The following is a 21,589-nucleotide window of genomic DNA, read 5'->3' on the forward strand; positions in this document are numbered from 1 at the left end:
GATTAAGGGGTTAAAGATGGAAATAGAAGGTCCGGATGAGAGCCAAAAGGAGGCTATCTTCGCCTCTCCGTCCCTGGCGCTCAAGATAGTAGCAGGTCCGGGCACGGGTAAGACCTTTACTTTGGTCGAGCGCTTTCTCGCCCTTACCAAATATTTTCCTCCAGAGAGGATCCTCGTCCTCACCTTCACCAACAAGGCGGCAGAGGAGATGGCGAGGAGACTCGAAAGAAAAAACATCCCTCCGGAGAAGGTTTTTTCCTTCACCTTTCATTCCTTTGCGGTTCATATCCTCAGGGATTACCCCCTTCAAGCAGGGCTCGCGCCGGGATTCAGGGTATTGGAGGAAGCAGAGGGAGAGCTTCTTCTTTCCAAGGTATTCGCCAAATTCAAGGATGAAAGGGCGGAGGAGATAGTGGAATTGTTTTCTCTCCTCGGGGAAGAGGCGAGGTTGGTCCTCAATGAGTTTCCCCGTATTCTCAAGAGGATAAGGCTTCATCTTCTCTCTCCGAAGGAGTTCGAACAGCGTTATTTTTCCCCTTTATCCCGCCGTGCTTCTTTCGAAAAGAAGGTTGAGAATAAGGTGGTGGGTCTTGTTGCCTCGTTCTTCCGCCGGTATGAGGAGGAGCTGGAGAAGAACCACCTGCTTGACTTTTCCGGACTTCTCACCAAACTCTACCGACTTCTTTCCCATCAGGATATTAAAAGGGAGATATCCTCCCGCTTTTCCTACATTATGGTCGATGAGTTTCAGGACACGAACATCGCTCAATTCAGGATCGTAGAGCGTCTCTCCTCTGCCAGTCTTTCCAATGTGACCGTGGTTGGAGATCATAACCAGAGCATTTACGGCTTTCGCGACGCCGATCCGGGAAACCTTACTACGAGATTTCCCGTGGAGGCTCGTAAGGTAATGTTGGGGATAAATTATCGGTCGTATCAACCGATAATTGACTTGGCGTCGAAGGTTATTGAGAAAGAGATCAAAGAAACTCCTCCTCAGCTCAGAGCCAAAAATAGGGGAGGAAAGCTTTACCCGTTAGGCGTCTACTTAGCCAAAGATAGGGAGGAGGAAGCGGAATTTATCGCCCGAAAAATAAAGGAGCTTATCGGAAAACCCCTCTCCTCACCCAACAAACGCCTTGGGAAAAAGCCGGGGGATCCAATAAGCTTCGGCGACTTTGCCATCCTCCTCAGGGCAATGAAGCCGAGGAAAAGGATCATCCCTTACGAAGAGGCACTTCTTAGATATGATATCCCCTTTACCCTGGGCGGAGGCGGGGGGTTTCTCCAGTCGGACGAGGTATCGCTTCTCATCTCTCTACTTAAGCTCATCGAAACCCCCGAGGATGAGTTATCTTTCTTCTCCCTCCTCACCCATCCTGTGGTTGATCTTCCAGATAAGGCTCTCTTGAAGCTTAGATTCCTTCGGGAGTTCTCTCCGGAGACATCTCTTTTTCCCGACATCCTCAAAGATGAGCGGATGTTCTCCCTTCTTAACGACGAGGAGCTTGATCGGCTCAAACGACTTCGTCTTTTTCTCCTCGAGATGGAGAAGGAGAAGCCGTTCCTTTCCATATCGTCCTTGGTTTCTTGGGTGATAGAGAGAAGTGGTTTTCTGAAATATTTGAGGCAGGGAGGAGGATTAAGAGATCGTCTCAGGCAGGAGAATGTGAGGCGTTTTCATCGGTTTGCTAAGGAGTTCGAAGAGCGGAATATCTTTCCCTCTCTTTCCGATTTCATCGATTATGTGGAGACGATAAGGGAGATGGGTCTTGATGAGGGAGAGCTTGAGGAAAGGGAGGAGGATGCGGTTTCGATCCTCACCGTTCATAAGGCTAAGGGGCTTGAGTTTCCCATCGTATTTGTTAGTGACTTTTCTACCCCTTCTTCTAAAGAGTTTCGACATAAACCGCTATATTTCGATGAGGAATATGGGGTGGTGGTTCGGGGGAAGAACAAGGATAAGTTCAAGAAGTTCAAAGAGTTTGATGAAAAGAAGGAGCCGAAGTCGAAGGAGTTAAAAGAGGAGTGGAGGATAAGATATGTCGCCTTCACCCGGGCAGAGGAATTGCTTATAATCACTACCAACGCCGAAGATAAGCTTCAAGGCTTTCTTCAGGAGTGGTTTGAAAGGGAAAAGGACAAGGTGCTTCTTTCTATGCCGCCCAAGCCGGCGATACCTTTACCTCCTTCTCCTTCTTCTCTTACCAAAGATGAAGAGAGGAGGCTCATTGAAAGGCTTGAGCTTCTCTTTCCCCCTCATTCCGTTGAGGTGAAAGGTGATCAGCCTATCCGGTTGAGCTTTACCTCTCTTTCTACCTATCTCGCCTGTCCCCGGAGGTATTATCTCAGCTATGTAGCCCGCCTTCCCGAGGAGAGAAAGGAGGAGAAGCTGGGGTTGCTTCTGGGCTCGTTGGTTCATCGCGCTTTATTCGAATATCATCGGGGGAGGAGGGACTCGCTTTTCTCCCTTTTTAAGAAGGAAGTCAAGGTGGCGCTCGGGAAGAGAAAGGGGGAGAAGAAGCTCCTTGCTATGGGGCGAAGGCTTCTTAAGAACTACTTGGTTCATCCTGTCTCTCGTGATAATCCCTTCCTTCTTGAGCAGGCTTTTACCCTGCATCTCGCAGATGATGATGGGGATGTCTTCTTCTCCGGGGTCCTCGATCGGGTGGACCTTAAGGATGGAAAGGCGTTTCTCATAGATTATAAGACCGATGCTAAGGTCGATAAGGAGCTTTTAGATAGATACCGGCTTCAGCTTTTCCTCTACCTGCTCGCTATGTGGAGGGGAGCTCTGGGGAAGGAATTCTCTTCACCCGAGGGGGCAGGTTGCTTTTTCCTTTCTTCGGGGGAGCTGGTGAGCTTTCCTTTTACGGAGAAGGAGGTTTTGTCGGTAGAAGAACTTATTCTTTCTACCGCTCGGAGAATAAGAAAGGGAGAATTTCCAGAAAGAACGGGAGTTCATTGCGATAGCTGTCCTTATCGTTGGCTTGATCTCTGTGTTTTGGAGGGATGAGGATGGAAGATAATGCGGTGATGGTTGAAGCAACTGGATCTCCTTTGGAAAGAGAAAAAGGGATCTGGCTTAAGGTGAGAGCTGATTTTGGAGAAGGTGAACTTATCCTTTCTCCTCGCTGGCGTGAATCGGCGGTCGTGATAAGGGAAGGGGTGAAACTTCTTCTTCTTTACCCCCGAAAAGATGGTTCTACCTTATTCCTTGATGGGGAGGGTCTTTTGGTTCTTGAGCCGGGATATCTGGTAGAGCCAACCAGGATTTCCTCTTTCGCCATCTGTCCTCTTCTTCCTCGTCTTGAGGATCAATTCTCCTCTCCCCTTACCTATCATCAGGTATTGGGAAGGCTCGTTCATCTTCTGTTTAGCAAGGTTGTTCTTAGTAAAAAGAGGATAGACATTGTTCAGGAGGCGCGGAAGATCATCGTGAAGGAAAAGAGGGGAATGACTCAGCTTCCCCGCCTTCCCTCGGATGAAGGGCTCCTCCTCGATATCCTTGATACTATAGAGCCGATCATCCCCTGGGTCTCCGAAATGAAGGTTAAGTATGCTCGTTTGAAGAGAGGGGTGGAGTTTAGCCTTTCTTCATCGAGGCTGGGGATTAAAGGGAGGATAGACGCCATTTTCTTAGATGAGGCCCGGAAGAAAGCGGTGGTAATGGAGCTCAAAAGCGGAGGCGCCAAGGGTTTCTCCTCTTATGAGGAGCATCGGATACAACTCCTCTCATACCTTCTGCTTGTACAGGAGGAGATGTTCCAAGGTCAGGGTGAACTTGAGGGTTTCGTCCTTTATTGCGGTGAGAGGGAGATCTTTCCCGAACGCCGGGTGATACTGAGTAGAGAGAGGGCTTCCGAGATAATGAACCTCAGAAATAGGTTCGTTGCCAGCCGTCTATCCCTTTACCGTCCAGAGGCTCATCTTCGTTGGCATCGCTGTTTTAAATGTTCTTATCTTGCTTATTGTGAGATTGGGGAAAGGAGATTGGGTGGGATCAAAAGGTGAGGATCAGTCCTTATCCTCCTTCATATTGGAACCTTATGGCGATTTCCTTCCACACCATTACCCGCTTTCCCTTTTTGATCGCAGGAGTAAAATGCCATCTCTTCACCGCCTTTAGTGCTTCTTTCTCGAAACCATAGCCCGGATGGGAGAGGCGAACGACCTTTGCCTTTAAAACCTCTCCATCCTCTGATATGAGAACTCGTAGGTAGACCGTATCATTGAGCTTTTTATCCGCCGCTTTTGATGGATAGTTGGGGGCGGGCGTTCTTATCGGTTTTGGGGGGATTACATCCTTGGTTAGCCTTACCAGATCGCCCTCTTCCACCCTTTCCATTTTTGCTTTGAGGGCTTTAAGTTGTGCTCTGAGCATTTTTAGCTCTTTCTCCTGCTTTCTTACCTTGGCTTCGGCTTTCTCCGCTCGAGCAGAAAGTCTCTTTGCGTCTTTAAGGATCGCCGCTACCGCCTCTTCATCCTCTTTGCTTTTCCTCTGGAAGATCTCTTCCCTTCGTTTGAGTTCGGCGGTGATTTCGTTTACCTTGTTCTCCGCTTTCTTGAGATCGGTAAGAAGCGAGTTTATCCTTTTTTCCTTAATAGATATTTCTTTCTTTAAATTGAGTATCTCCTCTTCCTGTGAGGAGAGCTCCGACCTTAACTGGGAGACTTCAGCCAGTAGGTTTTTCTTTTCCTTTTGATAATTTTCTCTCTCCCTTTCAAGAGAGGCTATCTTCTTTTCCCTTTCCTTGAGTTGGTTTCTTAATGAGAGTACTATTCCCCTTAGTTCTACGATGTTGTTGCTTAGGGCAGAGCTTTCTTCCTTCTTTTTAATGAGGGATGCTCTCAACTCATTTGCCTGGGCAAGATTGGCTTTTAAAACCTCTATCTCTTTATTTGCTTTTGTAAGCTCCTTTTTGAGCGCTTCTTCCCCAGGGAGGGGAAGGTAATTCCTGCCCGGGAAGGTGGGGATCATAACCGCTGCAATAAAAAGGAGGGAAAGAGAAAGGAGAAGGGTAAGGATTATAATAACTCCTTTCCCGCCGGTTGATTTTTTTTCTTCCTCCTCCTCTTCTTCAATCCAATCCTCGATCGGGTGATATCTATCTATGGGGAACTCATTTTTTGGATTTTTCCCCTCTTCTTCCATCTCCATTTCACCCCCTGACTATGCAATAATAATATCATCAAGGAAGGAGGCTGACAAGCAGTGGAAGAAAGAGAGAGTTGGAGAAGGAGACTTTTTATCCATCTACCTTATCCCCATCTCTTGAAGCACTGGGATGAGGTAGAGAGGGAAGACTTTAACCTAGAAATCTGTTTCTTCCCCGAAGATTTGGGGTTACTTAGGGAGGAAGAGGCAAGAAGAAGACTTATAACCCTTCTTTCCTCCCGTCGTTTCACCGTCCATGCCCCCTACGAGGGGATATTCCCTGCCTCTAACGACCCTGGGGAGAGGAAGAGGGCGTTTGAAATATTCCGCCTACTTCTGGAGAGGATAGCTGATCTCCGTCCCGAGGTGATCGTCTTCCACCCTTACTATCGGAGAGGCGGAGAGGGGCTTGCCCTCGACGAATGGTTGAAGAGAAGCGAAGAGTTCTGGGGGAGGATGGCGACGGAGGTGGCGGAGTGTGGAGCGAGGATCGCTTTAGAGAACATTTATGAGGAGGAGCCAGAGCCACTTCGTCTTCTTCTTGACCGTCTTCCCGAAGAGGAGGTAGGCTTATGTTTCGATACCGGGCATTTCAACGCCTTTTCTCGTGCATCGCTTTCTCAGTGGATCAACGCTTTTGGCAAAAGGATATTTGAGCTTCACCTCCACGATAATCACGGAGCCTCGGATGAGCACTTGGGGATAGGAAGGGGAACCTTTCCCTTTGATGAGTTGTTCCTCCTTTTAAAGGAGAACGCCTCCTCTCCCTTCCTTACCATCGAGGGGAAAGATGAGGAGGCGATCAGACAAAGCCTTGAATTTCTTTCGCGGAAGAGGCAAATTCTCCCTTAGTTATTCATAAGCTCCTGATAGTTCCTTTTCACCCGTTCCGAATATTTTTTCGGCAGGCGGTAAAGACCTTGGGTTTCCAGGGTGCCTGGTCCCATATTATAAGCGGTGAGCACCGCTTCGAGGTTTTTATACTGTTTCATCAGCTCCTTGAGGTAATAAGAGCCGATAAGCACATTTATCACGGGATCAAAGAGAGAATCCTTTTCCGAAAGATTTAGCTTTAACTCTTTAGCCACATGGAGCCCAGTAGCGGGAATGACCTGCATCAAGCCGATCGCTCCCTTGTTAGATATAGCGTCTATCTTGAAGGCGCTTTCGGTCTCGATTACCGCAAGAATTAGCTTGGGATCTATTTGATAACGCTCGCTTGCCTCGGCAATGGACGAGGCGATGACGCCTTTCTTTTCCGGAGGGATGTAGGGATAACAACGGTCGAGGACATCGCGGATGCTCATCGCCACCTCGAGAGTCCTCACTTTTTTTGTGAGTTCCTCTATTTTTCTATCTTTAAATAGTAGCGCTTCGCTTTCCTTTTTTGGCTGAGTTTCGGGTATCTTTTTCGCATTGAATATATGGTCAAAGTTGAAGTTTATCAGAATGAGGAGCAGGATCAAGAAGGCCCCTTTTATTATCTTATCCATTGTTCTACCCTCAGTTCTCCTTTGTTTCTCCGGAGTTTACCCTCTGACTATAATTTATAATCAATATATTGGGTAATGTCAAGAATAAAATGCAATATATAGAGCTTTTTCCCAAAAACCTTCAACCTCCTTTTTAACATCCATAAAGCACCTAATCATAGTCAAGGAAGGAGGGGAATATTTGTGAGCTTGATTACATTTTTGGTAAATAAAGGGGCATTTTTCTTGACAGCAGGCTAACGAAACGATATGATTTTGAAAAATGGGGGGAGAAATTAAATTTGATCTTGAGTAAGGAGGAGATATGAACAGAAAAATTGTTTCTTTGGTGGTTTTACTTCTCCTCTTCACTTCTTTTCTTCTTGTAGCTTTGCCGCAGGAGAAGAAGAAAGAGACGAAGTCCAATGAATACCTCCTTTTTGACCTCAACACTGCGCGGGTGTTAGAGAAGGGGAAATTTTATTTCTCTCTTTTCTACAACAACTTCGATAGGGAGAAGACCGACTTCGATTGTAATACAGTTAACATCAGCTTCGGCTATGGTATTAGCGATCGCCTTCAGTTGATAGGTACTTTTACCCCCTGGACCCAGGTTGATTTCGATATGCCGATCTCCTCTCCAGTGGGTCCTAATAGCCATCCACTCTGGCAGAACACGATAGAGGAGGGGGTTGGTGATTTAACCGTGGGAGCTATTTATAATCTCATCGCTGAAAAGGAAGGGAAGCCAGCTCTTTCGCTTGGTGGTTTGGTAAAGATCCCTATTGCTAATGAGGAAAAGGGCTTGGGGAGTGGCGCAGTCGATTTTGAGGCAGCGGTGTACCTTACTAAAGAACTGAACGAGATGGTCGACCTAAGTGGTAAGGTGGGTTTCGCCTATATCGGCACCCCCAGTGCGATATCCGACTTAGGGTTAGGGAAACTCAGCCACGAACTTCGCTACGCTGTTGGTGTAAAACTTCCTACGAAGAAGAGCCTCCGCGCTATAGCGGAGCTTGCCGGGGTTTACTATCTGAATGACAGTGATTTTCCCCAGGAAGCACCGCTTGATCTTACGGTAGGTATCGAGTATAAGCTTTCCTCGGGACTGCGTTTCGCTCTTGGAGTTAGGAGGAACCTTACCTTTGAAACCCAGATAGGTGAACACTATACCCGTCCCGACGGTGGTATATTTATGATTTCCTACATTCCAGAGAGAAAAGCGCCACCTCCACCTCCGCCGAAGCCGGTTATTCCACCTGCTCCGGTTAAGCCGGTTAACCATCCTCCTAAGGTGAAAGTAAATGCTATTCCTGCTCAGGTGGAGGAGGGTGATGTTTCGATGGTTACTGCTCTTGCCTCCGATCCTGATAATGATCCCCTCACCTATCACTGGAGTGCTACCGGTGGTAAAATAGAGGGAGAAGGGAAGAAGGTGAAATGGATCGCTCCCTTACCTGGAGTTGGCGAGTATAAGGTAACCTGCCGGGTTGAGGATGGCAAAGGTGGCACTGGGGAAGATTCCGCGACCATTAAGGTGATAGCCAAGAAGTTTGGGTTTGTCGATGTTTACTTCGAGTTTGATAAGTACGAGCTCACCGAAGCAGCCAAGAACGCCCTTGACAAGGCAGCAGAGATCCTGAAGAAATATCCTACCTTGAAGGTAGAGATCGAAGGACATTGCTGTTATATTGGCACTGAGGAGTACAATATGGCTCTTGGTGAGCATCGCGCTCAGGCGATAAAGAAGTATTTGGTTGAGGTTAAAGGTATATCCTCTAATAGGATTACCACCGTGAGTTACGGGGAAACAAGACCAGCCTTTGATAACTCGAAGGAGGAGACAAGAAGGTTCAACCGTAGGGGACACTTCCGAGTGGTTATTTATTAAATTAAGAGAAAGAATATTTTAAGGAGGGGGTAAATTCCCCTCCTTATTTTTTATTGGGTAAGAAAATTATTTCTACTCTATCGCCTCGTTTGAGTTTTTCCCTTTCGGCGAAGCCAGCGGGTACTTCTATTACATAGAGGGCTTTTGAATATGGTTGATAGGTGGGACAGGGTTCTCTCTTACAGGGGGGTACGCGGGAGGCGATATATACGATCCTCTTTTCTTCGCTGAGCCAGATGATATCAATGGGAAATTTCATATTCTTCATCCAGAAGGAGTAGAAATCTGGCTCCTCGAAAATAAATAACATCCCTTCGTTCTCACCCAGTCTATCCCGGAACATTAACCCCCGGGCGCGTTCTTCCTCTGTTTTTGCTATCTCCGCCGTTACCACTCTTCCATTTGGAAAGATCAGTTTGGCATAAGATTTCTTTTGGGGAGAGCTTACTGCTAGGGCTAAAATAGAGCAAATGATGGCTACAGTTAATGATAAAGCCTTTTTTGAGCTGATCATTCCTCCTCCTCCGCAGAGCGATGTTTCCTAATAAAGCTTTTTATGCGGGGATCGTCCTTTACCTTTTGGAACTCCTCTTCTTGCTCGATCCTATCCCAATCCTTAAAACCTGCCTTATCCGCCTTCTTCAAGTATTCTATCGTTTTTTCCAGATTACCGGAAGCAGCGTATATCTTAGCGTAGAGGAAGTAGGCCTCAGGTGTGTTAAGGCTGGCGGAGGAAAACCGGGTGACGAAGGCTTTGTTCCTGGTAAGAAACTCAGGGTCAAGTTCAATCCCCTTCGAGAGGTAGGTAGCTGCCTCTTTCACTCTTCCTTGGGCGATAAGAAGGGTTCCCAAACTGTAATAGGGGGCGACCAGTCTTGGAGAAATAGCTAAGGATTTTTTGAACATCTCCTCCGCTTTATCCAGCTTTCGGGTTATGAAATAGAGGCTTCCTAAATTGTTAAAAGCCTCGGCATAGGATGGGGTTATTTTTATTGCTTTCTCAAACTGTTCTTTAGCTAGATCGTAATCCTTTCGCTGGAAATAAGCGATTCCCAAGAGATTATGAGCTTTTGCTGAATTCGGCTTTAGGGCTATCGCTTTATTGAATTGAATTATCGCCTTTCCGTAGTCCTTATGTCTTAAGAACCAGTTTCCTTGCCTTAGATAAAAATTGAAGTCCTTCAGCGGAGGGTTTACCGAGACGGGTGGAGACGGTGCTTTATGGGTAGCACAGGCAGAAAGGAGGAGAATTAATCCTATTCCGAAAAGGGTATTTTTGAGCATTTTCTTCCTCCTTGGTTGTTATATTAAGGTATATACCAGAGGGTGATTTTTGTGTCAATATTTAGCTCGTTATCGAAATTGACTCCGATGGTAATCTAAGCTATATTAAAGAAACATTGATGAGTGAAGGAGGAGTGAGATGGCGAAGATAGGGATTAATGGGTTTGGTAGGATAGGAAGAACCCTTTTAAGGACGGCTTTATCCCATTCTGAGCTTGAATTCATAGCCATAAACGATATTACCGATGCTAAGACCTTAGCCCATCTTCTTAAGTACGATTCAGTTCACGGGGTCCTTAAGGCAGATGTGAAGGCGGAGGAAGAAGCGATAATAGTTAATGGAAGGAGGATAAAGGTTCTCAAGGTGAAGGATCCTGCGGAGCTTCCCTGGGGCGAGTTGGGGGTGGAGATAGTGGTAGAAGCAACGGGGCTATTCCGCGATCGGGCGAATGCAGGGAAGCACCTGAAGCAGGGAGCGAAGAAGGTGGTCATCACCGCGCCGGCAAAGGAACCGGATATAACGGTGGTTTTGGGAGTAAATGAGGGTTCTTATGATCCAGCGAAACACCACATCATCTCCAACGCTTCTTGCACCACCAACTGCTTGGCTCCGGTGGTTAAGGTGCTCGATGAGAACTTTGGTGTAGAGTATGGCTGGATGACCACGGTTCACTCTTATACCAATGATCAACGGATCCTCGATCTGCCTCACAAGGATTTGAGGAGGGCAAGGGCAGCAGCCCTCTCGATGATACCGACGACCACAGGGGCTGCTATAGCCACTACCTTAGTACTACCGCACTTGAAGGGAAAGCTCAACGGGATCTCTCTCAGGGTGCCTACCGCCGATGTCTCCCTTGTTGATCTGGTTGCTCTCACCAAGAAAAAGGCAACTGCCGATGAAATAAACGAAGCCTTTAAAAAAGCCGCCTCCTCAGAGTTGAAGGGCATCCTCGAGGTGACCGAAGAACCGCTTGTCTCTTGTGATCTGGTGGGTAACCCTCATTCAGCTATCGTAGATGCTCTTTCTACCGCTGTTATCGGTGATAGGTTCATCAAGGTGCTCGCCTGGTACGATAATGAGTGGGGTTATGCCTGTCGTGTTCGAGATCTTCTCTCTTACCTCATTGATCAGGGGATTTGATGATGGGGTTCAGCAAGTTGACCATCAGGGATATTGAGATCAAAGAAAAGCCCGTTTTCATCCGGGTTGATTTCAATGTTTCAGTGGAAGGAGGAGAGGTGGTCGACGATTCTCGGATCGTCTCTTCCCTTCCTACCATCAAATATGCTTTACGGCATAAAGCGAGGATTATCCTCGCTTCTCATATGGGGAGGCCCAAGGGGAAGGTTGTTCCTGAACTCTCCCTTGCCCCAGCGGGGAAGAGGCTTTCGGAGCTGTTAAGCCTTCCGGTTAGGATGGTGTCCAATTGTGTAGGAGAGGAGGTGAAACAGGAGGTCTCCCTTCTTGAACCAGGGGAGGTACTTCTCTTGGAGAACCTTCGGTTTCATCCGGGGGAGACGGCTAACGATCCCGATTTTGCCCGGGAGCTTGCCTCCTGTTCCGATATCTACATAAACGATGCATTTGGCGCTGCTCATAGAGCCCATGCCTCCACCGTGGGGATAGTGAACTATGTAAAGAGGGCGGTGGCGGGTTTCCTTCTCGAGAAGGAGGTTCTTACCTTAGGGAAGGTACTGGAACACCCCGAGCGTCCCTTCATCGCTATCCTCGGAGGCGCCAAGGTTTCCACCAAGATCGATGTTATCTTGAACCTCATCAATAAGGTGGATGCCCTTCTCATAGGTGGGGGTATGGCTTTTACCTTCATCAAGGCAGAAGGCGGCTCTGTCGGTTCCTCTCTTCTTGAGGAGGACAAGCTTGAGGTAGCGGTAGAGGCGGTTAAACGGGCAAAAGAGAAGGGGATTAAGCTCCTCCTTCCCCTTGACGCTGTGGCGATGAAGGGGGAAGAGGTAAAGGTGTTCGACGCCTTTGCCATCGAAGAGGGGTATTCCGGGTTTGATATCGGTCCCGCTACCATCTCCCTTTTTGGTAAGATTATCTCAGAAGCGAAGACTATCCTCTGGAATGGTCCCTTGGGCAAGTTCGAGGATGAGCGCTTTTCCCGAGGGACGAGGGAGATAGCGAGGCTGGTGGCGAAGGCTCCCCTTTCGGTAGTTGGAGGGGGAGATACGGTTTCCGCCGTTAAGAAGGCAGGAGTGGAGGATAAGATAAGTCATATATCTACCGGAGGTGGTGCTTCACTTGAGTTCCTCGCAGGGAAGAAGCTCCCCGCAATCGAGGTTCTAAATGATAAGGAGGGAAGATGATGAGAAAGCCCCTTATTGTTGCTAACTGGAAGATGAATAAGACGGTTGCTGAGGCGGAAAGTTTTATCGCCCAATTTCTCTCTCTTCTCCCTTCGGAATTAAAGGATATCGAGGTGGCGATCGCTCCTCCTTTTACTGCGCTTCATCCCCTTGCCAAACGGCTTGAAGGGTCTGGGATAAAGCTGGCGGCACAGAATGTATTCTACGAGGAGAAGGGGGCTTTTACCGGAGAGATCTCTCCCAAGATGCTCGCGGAGCTTGGTTGTAGCTATGTAATCGTGGGTCATTCTGAGCGTAGGCGTTATTTCGGAGAAACAGATGAGATGGTTAATCGGAAGGTGAGGGCGGCTCTTTCTTGTTCCCTTACCCCCATCATCTGCATCGGGGAGACACTTGAGGAGCGGGAGAATGAGAAGACGATGGAGGTGGTTGGTAGCGGATTGTCGGAGGCACTTAAAGGAGTGGAGCTGGAGGATCCCCTTTCCGTGGTTATTGCTTACGAACCCATCTGGGCTATAGGAACGGGCCATACCGCTACTCCAGACCAGGCTAACGAGGTTCACGAGTTTATAAGAAAGAAGCTGATGGAGGGGTTCGGCGAAAAGATTGGCGAGGGCATAAGGATCATCTATGGAGGAAGCGTTAACGCGGTCAATGTCTCTAATCTCTTCAAGGAAAGGGAGATCGATGGTGCCTTAGTGGGAGGTGCCAGCCTCAAGCCCGATTCTTTTGCCACTATTATCCGCCTCTCGCCGAAGGAGTGAATTAAGGGTTGACTAAGCAGAAAGAAGGATTATAATGAAAATCTGAGGGCAGACAATGTATGGGTTAGTGGTGGCACTTCATATTTTGGTTTGTGTTATCTTGATCTTGGTAGTCCTTCTCCAGCGAGGCGAGGCAGCCGATTTGGCAGGAGCTTTTGGTGGAGGGGGTAGCCAGACCGCCTTTGGTCCCCGGGGCGCTGCCACCTTCCTTTCAAAGCTCACCACAGTGGCGGCGATCATATTTATGCTTACCTCCCTTGGATTGGCTATATTAGCCAGTAAACCTAAGTCAGCTATAGGAAAGGGAGCAAAGGCGCCAGTTACTGCGCCGGAGAAGAGCAGAACGAAACTGCCAAAGAAGTAAAAACCTCATTAAGAGGTTTGGTATTAATAGCCGAGGTGGTGGAACAGGTAGACACGCTGCTTTGAGGGGGCAGTGGGAGAAATTCCCGTGGGGGTTCGAGTCCCCCCCTCGGCACCATTTTTTATTTTTGCCTTTTGAGGTAAAGGGAGGTGCTACTCCTTTTGAAGGGTGAGGGAGAGGAATGTGGTTTCAAATTTGGTAATAGTCACCCTCTTAGTTTCGATGACATAGCCAGGAAGAAGTACTTTTACCGTGTGTTCTCCAATAGGCACTTTCATTAGCCTGAGAGGTGTTTTTCCTACCCTTTCGCCGTCTAATATTACCTCTGCCCCTTGAGGAAATGAATTTATCACCAGGGTCCCGAAGAGAGGAAACTCGTGATGTACTCGTTTTCTATCCCCAGGTTTGATGGTTAAGATTTCCTCATAGGGTTGGTAATCCTCCATTGTTAATCTTATCCTATGGGTTCCCGGGGTGAGGTTTATATCCCTCGGTGGAGGCACTCTTCCTATCTCTTTTCCGTCGATCGTAACCAGTGCGTAGGGAACGGCGGTGATTCTAACCCAGCCTTGCCCGGAGGTAAGTTCCCTCAATCTTCGACGGGCGTAGGGTGCCCTGGGACTTAGGGGAAATCTCTTTAAGAACTCCTGCCAAGCCTTTGGGGTATCTACCTTTTTAGCTAAATAAAAGGCACGCTCCTGAAGAGGGAGACGGCGTAGCATCGCCCTTTCTTTCGGGGAAAGTAGCTCGAAAGCCCTCCTTACTTCTAAGTCTCCTTTTTCTCTGGTTTGTAGAGGTCTTTCCAGGGGGGAGACGGGCTTTACTCCCTCTCTTTTTGCGGAGGGCTTATTATAGGGAAGCGGAGGCTTCCTTTTCCCTTTGGGAGCTGGGGTGATATTTGGTCTTTTGTTTTCTTTCCGAGGAGGAGCTATCTCTTCTTTTATTTCCTTCTTAAAGGAAGAAGAGGGGAGATGAGTTTCTCCTTTTTCCTTAGTTGTTAGGGAAGCCATAGGCTTTCCTTCGTTTTCCCCTTTTGTCGTCCCTTTAGGTTTAGCAAGTGAACCCTCTTTTTTCGCCGCCAATTGAGAGGATTTTCCTCGAGTTTTTTGAAGTAAGGGGAACTTTCCTGAGGCTGCCAGATAGGCTAAGGAGCCAGCTATAATTAGCCCTAAGCTTATGAGGATGAGCCTCTTTTTAGAAGAATGTTTTCTCAGCGGTTCAGTAGGGATTTGGGGAATTATTTCAGCGGTTACAGTCTTGGTAAGTTCAGCCCTTTCTTTCCTTACTGGATGGGTGATTTTCCCCTCCGAGGTTAGAGCAGTGATGAGGTCATCTGCAGTTTGGAACCTGGCATCCGGATCCTTTGCGAGAAGATGAAGGATTATCCTCTCCAGCCATTCGGGCAGATCCTTATTCATCTTTCGCGGTGGGTCCGGTGTCTCATGGACATGCTGATACATTATTGAGGTAATATCCACCCCTTCGAAGGGGACCCTACCTGTAACCATCTCATACATCACTATACCAAGGGAGTAAAGGTCGCTTCGCTTATCGATGGGCTTTCCCCTTGCCTGTTCCGGACTCATATAATGAGGAGTGCCGAGGGAGACCCCGGTTCTCGTGGCGAGAGTGGTTCCGTAGGCCGCTTTTGCTATCCCGAAATCAGTTACCTTAATCCTTCCCTCCTGGTCGAGAAGGATGTTCTCCGGTTTGATATCCCGATGGATAATTCCCCTTTTATGGGCATAGGATAAAGCGGAAGCGATATCCTTGGTTATCCTTATCGCCTCGCTGGTGGGAATGGGTCCCGTCCTTTTTATGTAATCCGCCAAGGTCTCACCGTCAATATAGCTCATAGCGAAATAGGTGAGGCCATCCGCCTCTCCTACTTCGTAGATGGAGATGATATTAGGGTGATCGAGCTTTGCCGCTATCTTCGCTTCATGATGGAACCGCCTCAAGAACTCGATATCGTAGGCGAATTCAGGAGGGAGAACCTTTATCGCCACCAACCGGTCGAGCTTTAGGTCGCGAGCCTTGAACACGATTGCCATTCCCCCTCTTCCCAGCTCAGATATGACCTCGTACTTCCCTTTGAGGGCGTTCTTCACCAAAGAGAAGGTGTCTTTGCCCAAAACCTGGGTAGGGGGAGGCGTCTCCTTTTCTTTTAGGGGATGACCACAATTGATACAGAACTTGGCGTCATCCCGGTTATACGCCCCACATTGTTGACAATACATTCCTTTCTCCTCAGCTATTTCCTTGAGTTAATTTTTCCCCCACCAAGCCCATTCACCCTCACCACCAACGCAGTGATGTTATCCGTCCCCCCCTTCTTCTTCGCTTTCTCCACCAATATCTCTGAGATAGTTTGGAGGTCTTTCTTTCTCTTGAGGATTTTCTCTATCTCTCTTTCCTCGAGCAAGCCCCATAACCCGTCGGTGCAAAGGAGAAAAGTATCCCCTTCTTTTAAATCTCCATAATAGAAATCCGGTTTTACCCTCTCTTCTACCCCAAGGCATCTGGTGATTATATGGACACGTTCATCGTCTTTAGCCTCTTTTTCCGTTATCATCCCTTTATCTATCAGCTCCTGTATCTGGGAGTGGTCTTTGGTAAGCCTGGTAAGGGTTCCTCCTCGGAAGAGGTATGCTCGACTGTCTCCTATTTGGGCGATGTAATATTTCAATCTTCGCAGGAGGAGGAGAGTGATGGTGGAACCCATCCCCTTCACCTTGGGATCTTTTTTGCCCACCTTTCTTATCTCTCGATTTGTCCAGTTCAATATCCGTTGGATACGAAGGAGGATATCCCTAGGGCTGTTTCCAACCAGTTCCTTTATTAGGGCTTCTTTTATCAGATTGCAGGCGAGAAAACTAGCTACTTCTCCCCCTAAGTGGCCCCCCATCCCATCAGCTACTGCGAAGATCCCGTTTTCTACATTGATTATGAAATCGTCCTCATTGTTTTTTCTTAAAAGTCCGATATCGGTTTTTACCCCTACCTCTATCGTCATAGCCTTCTCTTTAGCCAAACTCCCTCTCATTCTATAGGTGAGAAAGGAGAATAAACATAAGGATTGAAGCGATCGTTAAAAACAGAGAAAACAGCCCCCATCTTCCAAAAAGTTTTTTCCCCTTCTTCTTTCCGATAGATCTGAATGCCAGCTTCACCCTCCCCAATTCGATCTTTGCTCGCTTAGGAAGAGGCATCCTTTTCACCAATCTCCCATTGAGCAGGGTTCCGTTAGTGCTTGCCAAATCCTCTATATAGAAGACGCCGTCCTTCTCTTCTATAAGTGAATGGGTTATGGATACTGAAGGGTCAGGAAGGGGGATATCACATTTGGGTGATCTCCCAAGGATCACCCTCTTCTGGTCGATTGAGTAGCGTTTTCCCTTTAATGGTCCATTTTTTATCGTAATTATCGCTTTCCCCCTTTTCTCTCGAATCTCGGTTATTCTTCGTCTCTCTCTTATTAAGGTGTGGCGGGGGAAAGGGTTAAAAAAACTGAAGGGAAAGATGTCGAAAGAGATCCTTTCTCCCCCTTTAAGCTCCGCTATCTTTACCCTTCTCCCGTTTAGAAAGGTACCGTTGTCGCTATCAAGGTCTATTAGGATGAACTTCTCACCCCTCTTTCTTATCTCCGCATGATGTGCTGAGACGGTTGGCTCTGGGATGATGATGTCGTTCTCCTCATTTCTTCCTATTCTTATGGTGCTTTTGTCCAACGCGTATCTTTCCCCGCTTTTCTCGTCAATGAGGTAGATCTTTCCCCTCTCTCTTCTCGGCACCGTTTTTGGAGTAAGCCTTTCTCCTTCCACTTTAAGCTCTGCCTCCTCTATTTGGATCAGATCCCCGCAAGAGAGGATATGTACCTCCGCCTTTTTCCCATTGACCAGGGTTCCATTGGTACTTTTTAGGTCTATAAGGAGAAATTTATCCCCCTTTTTTCTTATCTCGGCGTGTTCTTTAGAGGCTCCTTCTTCGGAAAGGATTATGTCACAATTTCGAGAGCGTCCTATTAGGATTCTCTCTCTATCTTCGGGAAAGATAAATTCCTTTCCGTAAAAACTCCCCTTTTTCCCTTTTAACCTCAAGCTTCCCGGAGACAAATCTACTCTTTCCCCGAAAGTAAAAAACCTTAATCTTCTTAATTTTAGCTTAGATCCCTTCCAAAAGTCAAGAATCAGGTTAGGGAGTCTAAAGGTGTGTATCATTGTTTTATTATTTATCTTCGCTTTTTAAGGGGTATTCGATAAAATTAAATTTGAGCAACAAGGAGAAGTAAGATGGGAAGGAAGGTAAGCCGTCGAGAGTTTATCAAGGAAGGGGGGAGACTTGGAGCTGGGTTTTACCTCTTTTCGAATTTCCCCTTCTTTGGTGCAAGTGATGAGCCAATCTACGATATCCTCATTGTAAATGGCACGGTGGTCGATGGAATACAGGATAAAACCTATCAGGCGGATATTGCCATCGCTCAGGAGAGGATCGTCGCTGTTGGTAACTTGAGGGGGAGGAAGGCAAAGTTGGTTATCAATGCCCAGGGTAAGATAGTCTCTCCGGGCTTTATCGATATTCACTCCCATTCCGATATGGCGCATATAGTAAACCCGGAAGCCCATTCCAAGGTGAGGCAGGGGATAACAACCGAGTTGGTGGGCAATTGCGGGAGCTCAATCTTCCCAAGGAAACCACTGACCGACGAAGAGAAAAGAAGGATGGAGGAAAGATACGGAGTGGTGGTGGAGGTGACCGATCTTGCTCAATATCGAAAGCTATTGAAAAGCCAGGGGATATCAGTGAATAATGCCACTTTGATCGGGCAAGGTACTCTGAGGGAGTATGTGATGGGTATGCGTCCCGATCCTCCTACCGAGAAGGAGCTCTCCCTGATGAAGGAGGAGGTGGAGAAGGCGATGAGGGAGGGAGCGTTTGGCATCTCTACCGGGCTCGAATATACCCCAAGCGGATTTGCCCGTATAGATGAGTTGATCGCCCTTGCTGAAAGCGCTGCTGGTTATGGTGGGATCTATGCCACCCATATGAGAAGCGAGGATCGGCGATTGATCGAGGCGGTGAAGGAAGCGATCACCATCTCCCACCGTTCCGGAGCGAGCTTGGAGATATCCCACTTGAAAGCGGTGGGGCGGGATAATTACTGGAAGTTGGATAAAGTGCTCGAGATAATCCATCGAGCTTCTCAGGTTGGGATACCAGTGAATGCTGATCGGTATCCTTATACCGCTTATAGCACCGGTCTTACTATAAACTTTCCCCAATGGGCGTTTGAAGGTGGGCTGGAGGAGTTCATAAAAAGGTTAAAGAATAGAGCTACTCGGGAGAGGATGCGGAAGGAGGCGGAGGCGAAGGTGAAGGCTGGCAACGGTTGGGATAGCTTGATGATAGTTGACGTGCAAAATGAAGATAATAAATACCTGATAGGAAAGAGGCTGGGAAAAGCGGCTAAGGAGAAGGGGGTTGATCCCTACGAGTTCGCCTGTGATCTTCTCATTTCGGAAGAGGGGGATGTAGCTATTGTCGGTTTCGGGATGAGCGAGAAGAATACGGAGAAGGTCCTTGCCGATCCTTTAGTGATGCTCTGTACCGATGGTTCCGCCTTAGCTACCACCGGTTCCTTAAGCCGAGGGATGCCTCATCCCCGAAATTTTGGTTCTTTCCCCCGGTTTCTCAAGCGTTATGTGCGGGAGAAAAAACTGGTCTCCCTTCCTACCGCTATAAAGAAGATGGCAGCGATGCCGGCAGCAAAAATGGATCTTATGGATAGAGGAAGAATTGAGAAAGGGTGTTACGCCGATATCGTCATATTCGACCTCGATCGCATCGATGACCGGGCGACTTATACTGACCCTAAGAGATATCCAGTGGGAATAGATTATGTCATCGTAAACGGAGTAATAGTGATTAAGAAGGGCGAGCATACCGGAGCGAGGCCGGGGAAGGTCTTAAACGGTCCCGCTATTAAAGGATAGTAGTCTTTTTGACGGATCAGAGAGTCTAAAAAAAGGGGGATATTTTGTCCTTTAACGGAGGAGAACGAAAATGCGTAAGTTGTTTTTACTGCTCTTCATTATATTTGCTCTAGTTGTATATCCTCTGATGGCGAGCGAGGAAAAGGGTGATAACCCTGCTCCGGCAATTACCGCGGTAAAGATAGAGAGGAACATCAAGGTAGACGGTTATCTAACGGAAAAGGAATGGGAGAAAGCAAGGGAATTCTCTCACTTTATTCAACGGGAGCCTAAAGAGTACGCTCCTCCCACCGAGAAGACGGTTGTTAAGGTATTGTATAACCGAAATTTTCTTTACTTTGGGATCATTTGCTACGATTCCGAGCCGAATAAGATCGTAGCGGTGAATATGCAGCGTGATGGGGATCTTCATTCCGATGATAGGATTACCATATTGCTCGACACATTTCACGACAAGAGAAACGCCTATATTTTTCAGATAAACCCAGTTGGAGCGAGGGTCGATGGACTGGTAACCAACAATGCAGAGCATTTCAGTAGGGATTGGGACGGTATCTGGTACGGGAGGGCTCACATAACCAAGTATGGTTGGGTAGCGGAGATAGCCATTCCCTTTAAGACCCTTTCTTTTAATCCTCATATATCCACTTGGGGGTTAAATATAAATAGATACATAAGGAGAAAGCAGGAAGAGGACCGGTTTGCCAGCCCCAGTTTTGATACCTACTTCACTTCAGTGGCGAGGGCGGGAGAGTTGAGGGGGCTTCAAGGTATTGTTCAAGGGCTTGGTCTCGATGTTCGTCCCTACTTCCTCATTGGGAATAAGAGAGAAGAGGATTCAGGTTATGCCAACACCTTGGACAAGAACGCCGGGGTGGATGTCTTCTATAATTTAGCAGCTAATCTCAAATCCTGCACCACGATAAACACCGACTTCGCTGAAACCGAGGTGGATACGAGACAGATCAACCTTACCCGGTTTCCCCTCTTCTTTCCAGAAAAGAGGGCTTTTTTCCTCGAGGGTTCGGGTGTTTTTGAGTTTGGCAATTTGAGGCGCGATCTCATCCCCTTTTTCTCCCGGCGGATCGGTCTTACCGAAGGGGGTGAGCAGATCCCAATAGCGGGTGGCGAGAAGTTGACGGGAAGGGTAGGGGATTATAACATCGGTCTCCTCGCTATAAGGACCAAAAGAAAAGGAGACATCGACCCGAAGACCTTCTTGGTAACCCGGGTGAGTAAGAATATATTTGGGGAATCGCTTATAGGTTTTATCTATACCCAGGGCAATCCAACCGAACCGGTGAGCAACCGTGTGTTCGGTGTCGATTTCAAGTATGGCACCTCTCATTTCCGGGGGAATAAGAACTTGATTATAAGCGGATACTTCCTTAGGAGTTTTACTGAGGGGATGTCAGGGAACCAGCATTCATATGGATTTATGGTTGACTACCCCAATGACCTCTGGGACATCAACATTGGGGCGAAAGAGATAGGAGATGAGTTCAACCCAGCCCTCGGCTTCGTTCCCCGGATTGGGATAAGGAGATATCATTCCTATGTTTCCTATCGTCCTCGCCCTCGTGCTTGGGGCATCAGGCAGTTCTTTTTCCAATTCAGGTATCGTGCTGATTACGATCTTTCCGGTAGGCTTCTTACCCGGAGTATATTTACCGCCCCGATAAATCTGCGGACCGAGTCTGGGGAGCATCTCGAGTTTAATGTAATGCCTCAATATGAATATCTTGATGCTCCTTTCGAGATCCACGAGGGGATAGTGATTCCGGTTGGGGAGTACTCTTTCCGTCGCTACCGGGTGGAGGTGAATACGGCGGACAATCGTCCCATCGTGTTCGATTTCAAGATCCTTTGGGGTGGGTTTTTCTCGGGCACAAGGACTGAGCTTGAGACTGGCCTCACCTTCAAGCCCAACCCTCACCTTTATGTCTCGGTGACCCTCAATCAGAATAATGTGGACCTGAAGGAAGGTTCCTTCGTAACCAGGATCATCCGAACGAGAGTAAATTACAGCTTCAATCCCAATGTCTCCTGGACGAATTACATCCAGTATGACAATATCACCAAGGAACTGGGGATAAATTCTCGTTTCCGCTACATTTTCCACGACGGAAACGAGTTCTTCCTTGTGTTCAACCAGGGATGGCAGGGCGAATTCAGCCGCTACCTCCCGGTTTACCAGAAGGGAACCTTCAAGTTTAACTACACCTTCCGCTTCTAATATTGGACTTTTGTGTGGCTAAGTTTTTACAAGAAACCCCTTGACAAAAGGGGTTTCTTATTTTTATTAATAAAACGACTTCCCTTTAAAAGTAGC

General features: G+C 47.6%; 17 protein-coding genes and 1 tRNA gene. 11 read left to right on the plus strand and 7 right to left on the minus strand.

Annotated elements, in window-relative coordinates:
• Positions 1-16: 16 nt before the first annotated feature.
• Positions 17-3,016, plus strand: a complete 3,000-nt coding sequence (locus J7L64_09280; protein MCD6452534.1) for an ATP-dependent helicase — start codon at positions 17-19, stop codon at positions 3,014-3,016.
• Positions 3,013-4,014, plus strand: a complete 1,002-nt coding sequence (locus J7L64_09285; GenBank protein MCD6452535.1) for a PD-(D/E)XK nuclease family protein — start codon at positions 3,013-3,015, stop codon at positions 4,012-4,014. Before J7L64_09280 ends, J7L64_09285 begins: the two co-directional genes overlap by 4 nt.
• A gap of 10 nt (positions 4,015-4,024) precedes the next feature.
• Here the strand turns inward: J7L64_09285 and J7L64_09290 are convergent, their stop codons facing one another.
• Complete coding sequence (locus J7L64_09290; GenBank protein MCD6452536.1) at positions 4,025-5,161, minus strand: TonB family protein; 1,137 nt, start codon at positions 5,159-5,161, stop codon at positions 4,025-4,027.
• 54 nt (positions 5,162-5,215) lie between these two features.
• Between J7L64_09290 and J7L64_09295 the strand changes: the two genes are divergently transcribed.
• Positions 5,216-6,010 carry a sugar phosphate isomerase/epimerase gene (locus J7L64_09295; GenBank protein MCD6452537.1) on the plus strand — a complete coding sequence of 265 codons (795 nt, stop codon included), beginning with the start codon at positions 5,216-5,218 and terminating at the stop codon, positions 6,008-6,010.
• Here J7L64_09295 and J7L64_09300 read toward each other — a convergent pair.
• Entirely contained in the window at positions 6,007-6,651 is a 645-nt protein-coding gene (locus J7L64_09300) for a lytic transglycosylase domain-containing protein (protein MCD6452538.1), read from the minus strand. The genes J7L64_09295 and J7L64_09300 overlap by 4 nt on opposite strands.
• Before the next feature lie 304 nt (positions 6,652-6,955).
• Between J7L64_09300 and J7L64_09305 the strand changes: the two genes are divergently transcribed.
• Positions 6,956-8,521, plus strand: coding sequence for an OmpA family protein (locus J7L64_09305; protein ID MCD6452539.1), 1,566 nt, complete (start codon positions 6,956-6,958; stop codon positions 8,519-8,521).
• A 43-nt stretch (positions 8,522-8,564) separates the two neighbouring features.
• Here J7L64_09305 and J7L64_09310 read toward each other — a convergent pair whose 3' ends face one another.
• Complete coding sequence (locus tag J7L64_09310; protein MCD6452540.1) at positions 8,565-9,035, minus strand: DUF192 domain-containing protein; 471 nt, start codon at positions 9,033-9,035, stop codon at positions 8,565-8,567.
• A complete protein-coding gene (locus J7L64_09315; GenBank protein ID MCD6452541.1) occupies positions 9,032-9,805 on the minus strand; it encodes a tetratricopeptide repeat protein in 774 nt (257 codons plus the stop codon). The genes J7L64_09310 and J7L64_09315 overlap by 4 nt, the downstream gene beginning before the upstream one ends.
• 139 nt (positions 9,806-9,944) lie before the next feature.
• Here J7L64_09315 and gap point away from each other — a divergent pair, with 139 nt between their 5' ends.
• From gap to J7L64_09340, 5 genes are all read left to right on the plus strand, one after another.
• Positions 9,945-10,949: a type I glyceraldehyde-3-phosphate dehydrogenase gene (gene gap / locus J7L64_09320; protein ID MCD6452542.1), complete on the plus strand. Its 1,005-nt coding sequence runs from the start codon at positions 9,945-9,947 to the stop codon at positions 10,947-10,949.
• A 2-nt stretch (positions 10,950-10,951) separates the two neighbouring features.
• Positions 10,952-12,136 (plus strand): phosphoglycerate kinase, encoded by a 1,185-nt coding sequence (locus J7L64_09325; GenBank protein ID MCD6452543.1) that lies wholly within the window; start codon positions 10,952-10,954, stop codon positions 12,134-12,136.
• Positions 12,136-12,900, plus strand: a complete 765-nt coding sequence (locus tag J7L64_09330; protein ID MCD6452544.1) for a triose-phosphate isomerase — start codon at positions 12,136-12,138, stop codon at positions 12,898-12,900. The genes J7L64_09325 and J7L64_09330 overlap by 1 nt, the downstream gene beginning before the upstream one ends.
• A 55-nt stretch (positions 12,901-12,955) precedes the next feature.
• Positions 12,956-13,264, plus strand: coding sequence for a preprotein translocase subunit SecG (gene secG, locus J7L64_09335; protein MCD6452545.1), 309 nt, complete (start codon positions 12,956-12,958; stop codon positions 13,262-13,264).
• A gap of 29 nt (positions 13,265-13,293) precedes the next feature.
• Positions 13,294-13,381, plus strand: a tRNA-Leu gene (locus J7L64_09340).
• A 35-nt stretch (positions 13,382-13,416) separates the two neighbouring features.
• Here the strand turns inward: J7L64_09340 and J7L64_09345 are convergent.
• The 3 genes from J7L64_09345 to J7L64_09355 are packed head-to-tail and all read right to left on the minus strand — an operon-like array spanning position 13,417 to position 17,364.
• Entirely contained in the window at positions 13,417-15,504 is a 2,088-nt protein-coding gene (locus J7L64_09345) for a protein kinase (GenBank protein ID MCD6452546.1), read from the minus strand.
• A gap of 14 nt (positions 15,505-15,518) precedes the next feature.
• Positions 15,519-16,298: a Stp1/IreP family PP2C-type Ser/Thr phosphatase gene (locus J7L64_09350; protein MCD6452547.1), complete on the minus strand. Its 780-nt coding sequence runs from the start codon at positions 16,296-16,298 to the stop codon at positions 15,519-15,521.
• A 13-nt stretch (positions 16,299-16,311) separates the two neighbouring features.
• The gene (locus tag J7L64_09355; protein MCD6452548.1) at positions 16,312-17,364 is read right to left on the minus strand and encodes an FHA domain-containing protein; all 1,053 of its coding nucleotides are present in this window, start codon (positions 17,362-17,364) and stop codon (positions 16,312-16,314) included.
• A 192-nt stretch (positions 17,365-17,556) separates the two neighbouring features.
• On the opposite strand from J7L64_09355, the gene J7L64_09360 reads away from it, so the two are divergent.
• Entirely contained in the window at positions 17,557-19,257 is a 1,701-nt protein-coding gene (locus J7L64_09360) for a D-aminoacylase (GenBank protein ID MCD6452549.1), read from the plus strand.
• A 70-nt stretch (positions 19,258-19,327) separates the two neighbouring features.
• Entirely contained in the window at positions 19,328-21,493 is a 2,166-nt protein-coding gene (locus J7L64_09365) for a carbohydrate binding family 9 domain-containing protein (GenBank protein ID MCD6452550.1), read from the plus strand.
• Positions 21,494-21,589 lie beyond the last annotated feature (96 nt).

The sequence above is a fragment of the Acidobacteriota bacterium genome (genome assembly GCA_021161905.1).
In the GTDB taxonomy this organism is placed as follows: domain Bacteria; phylum Acidobacteriota; class B3-B38; order Guanabaribacteriales; family JAGGZT01; genus JAGGZT01.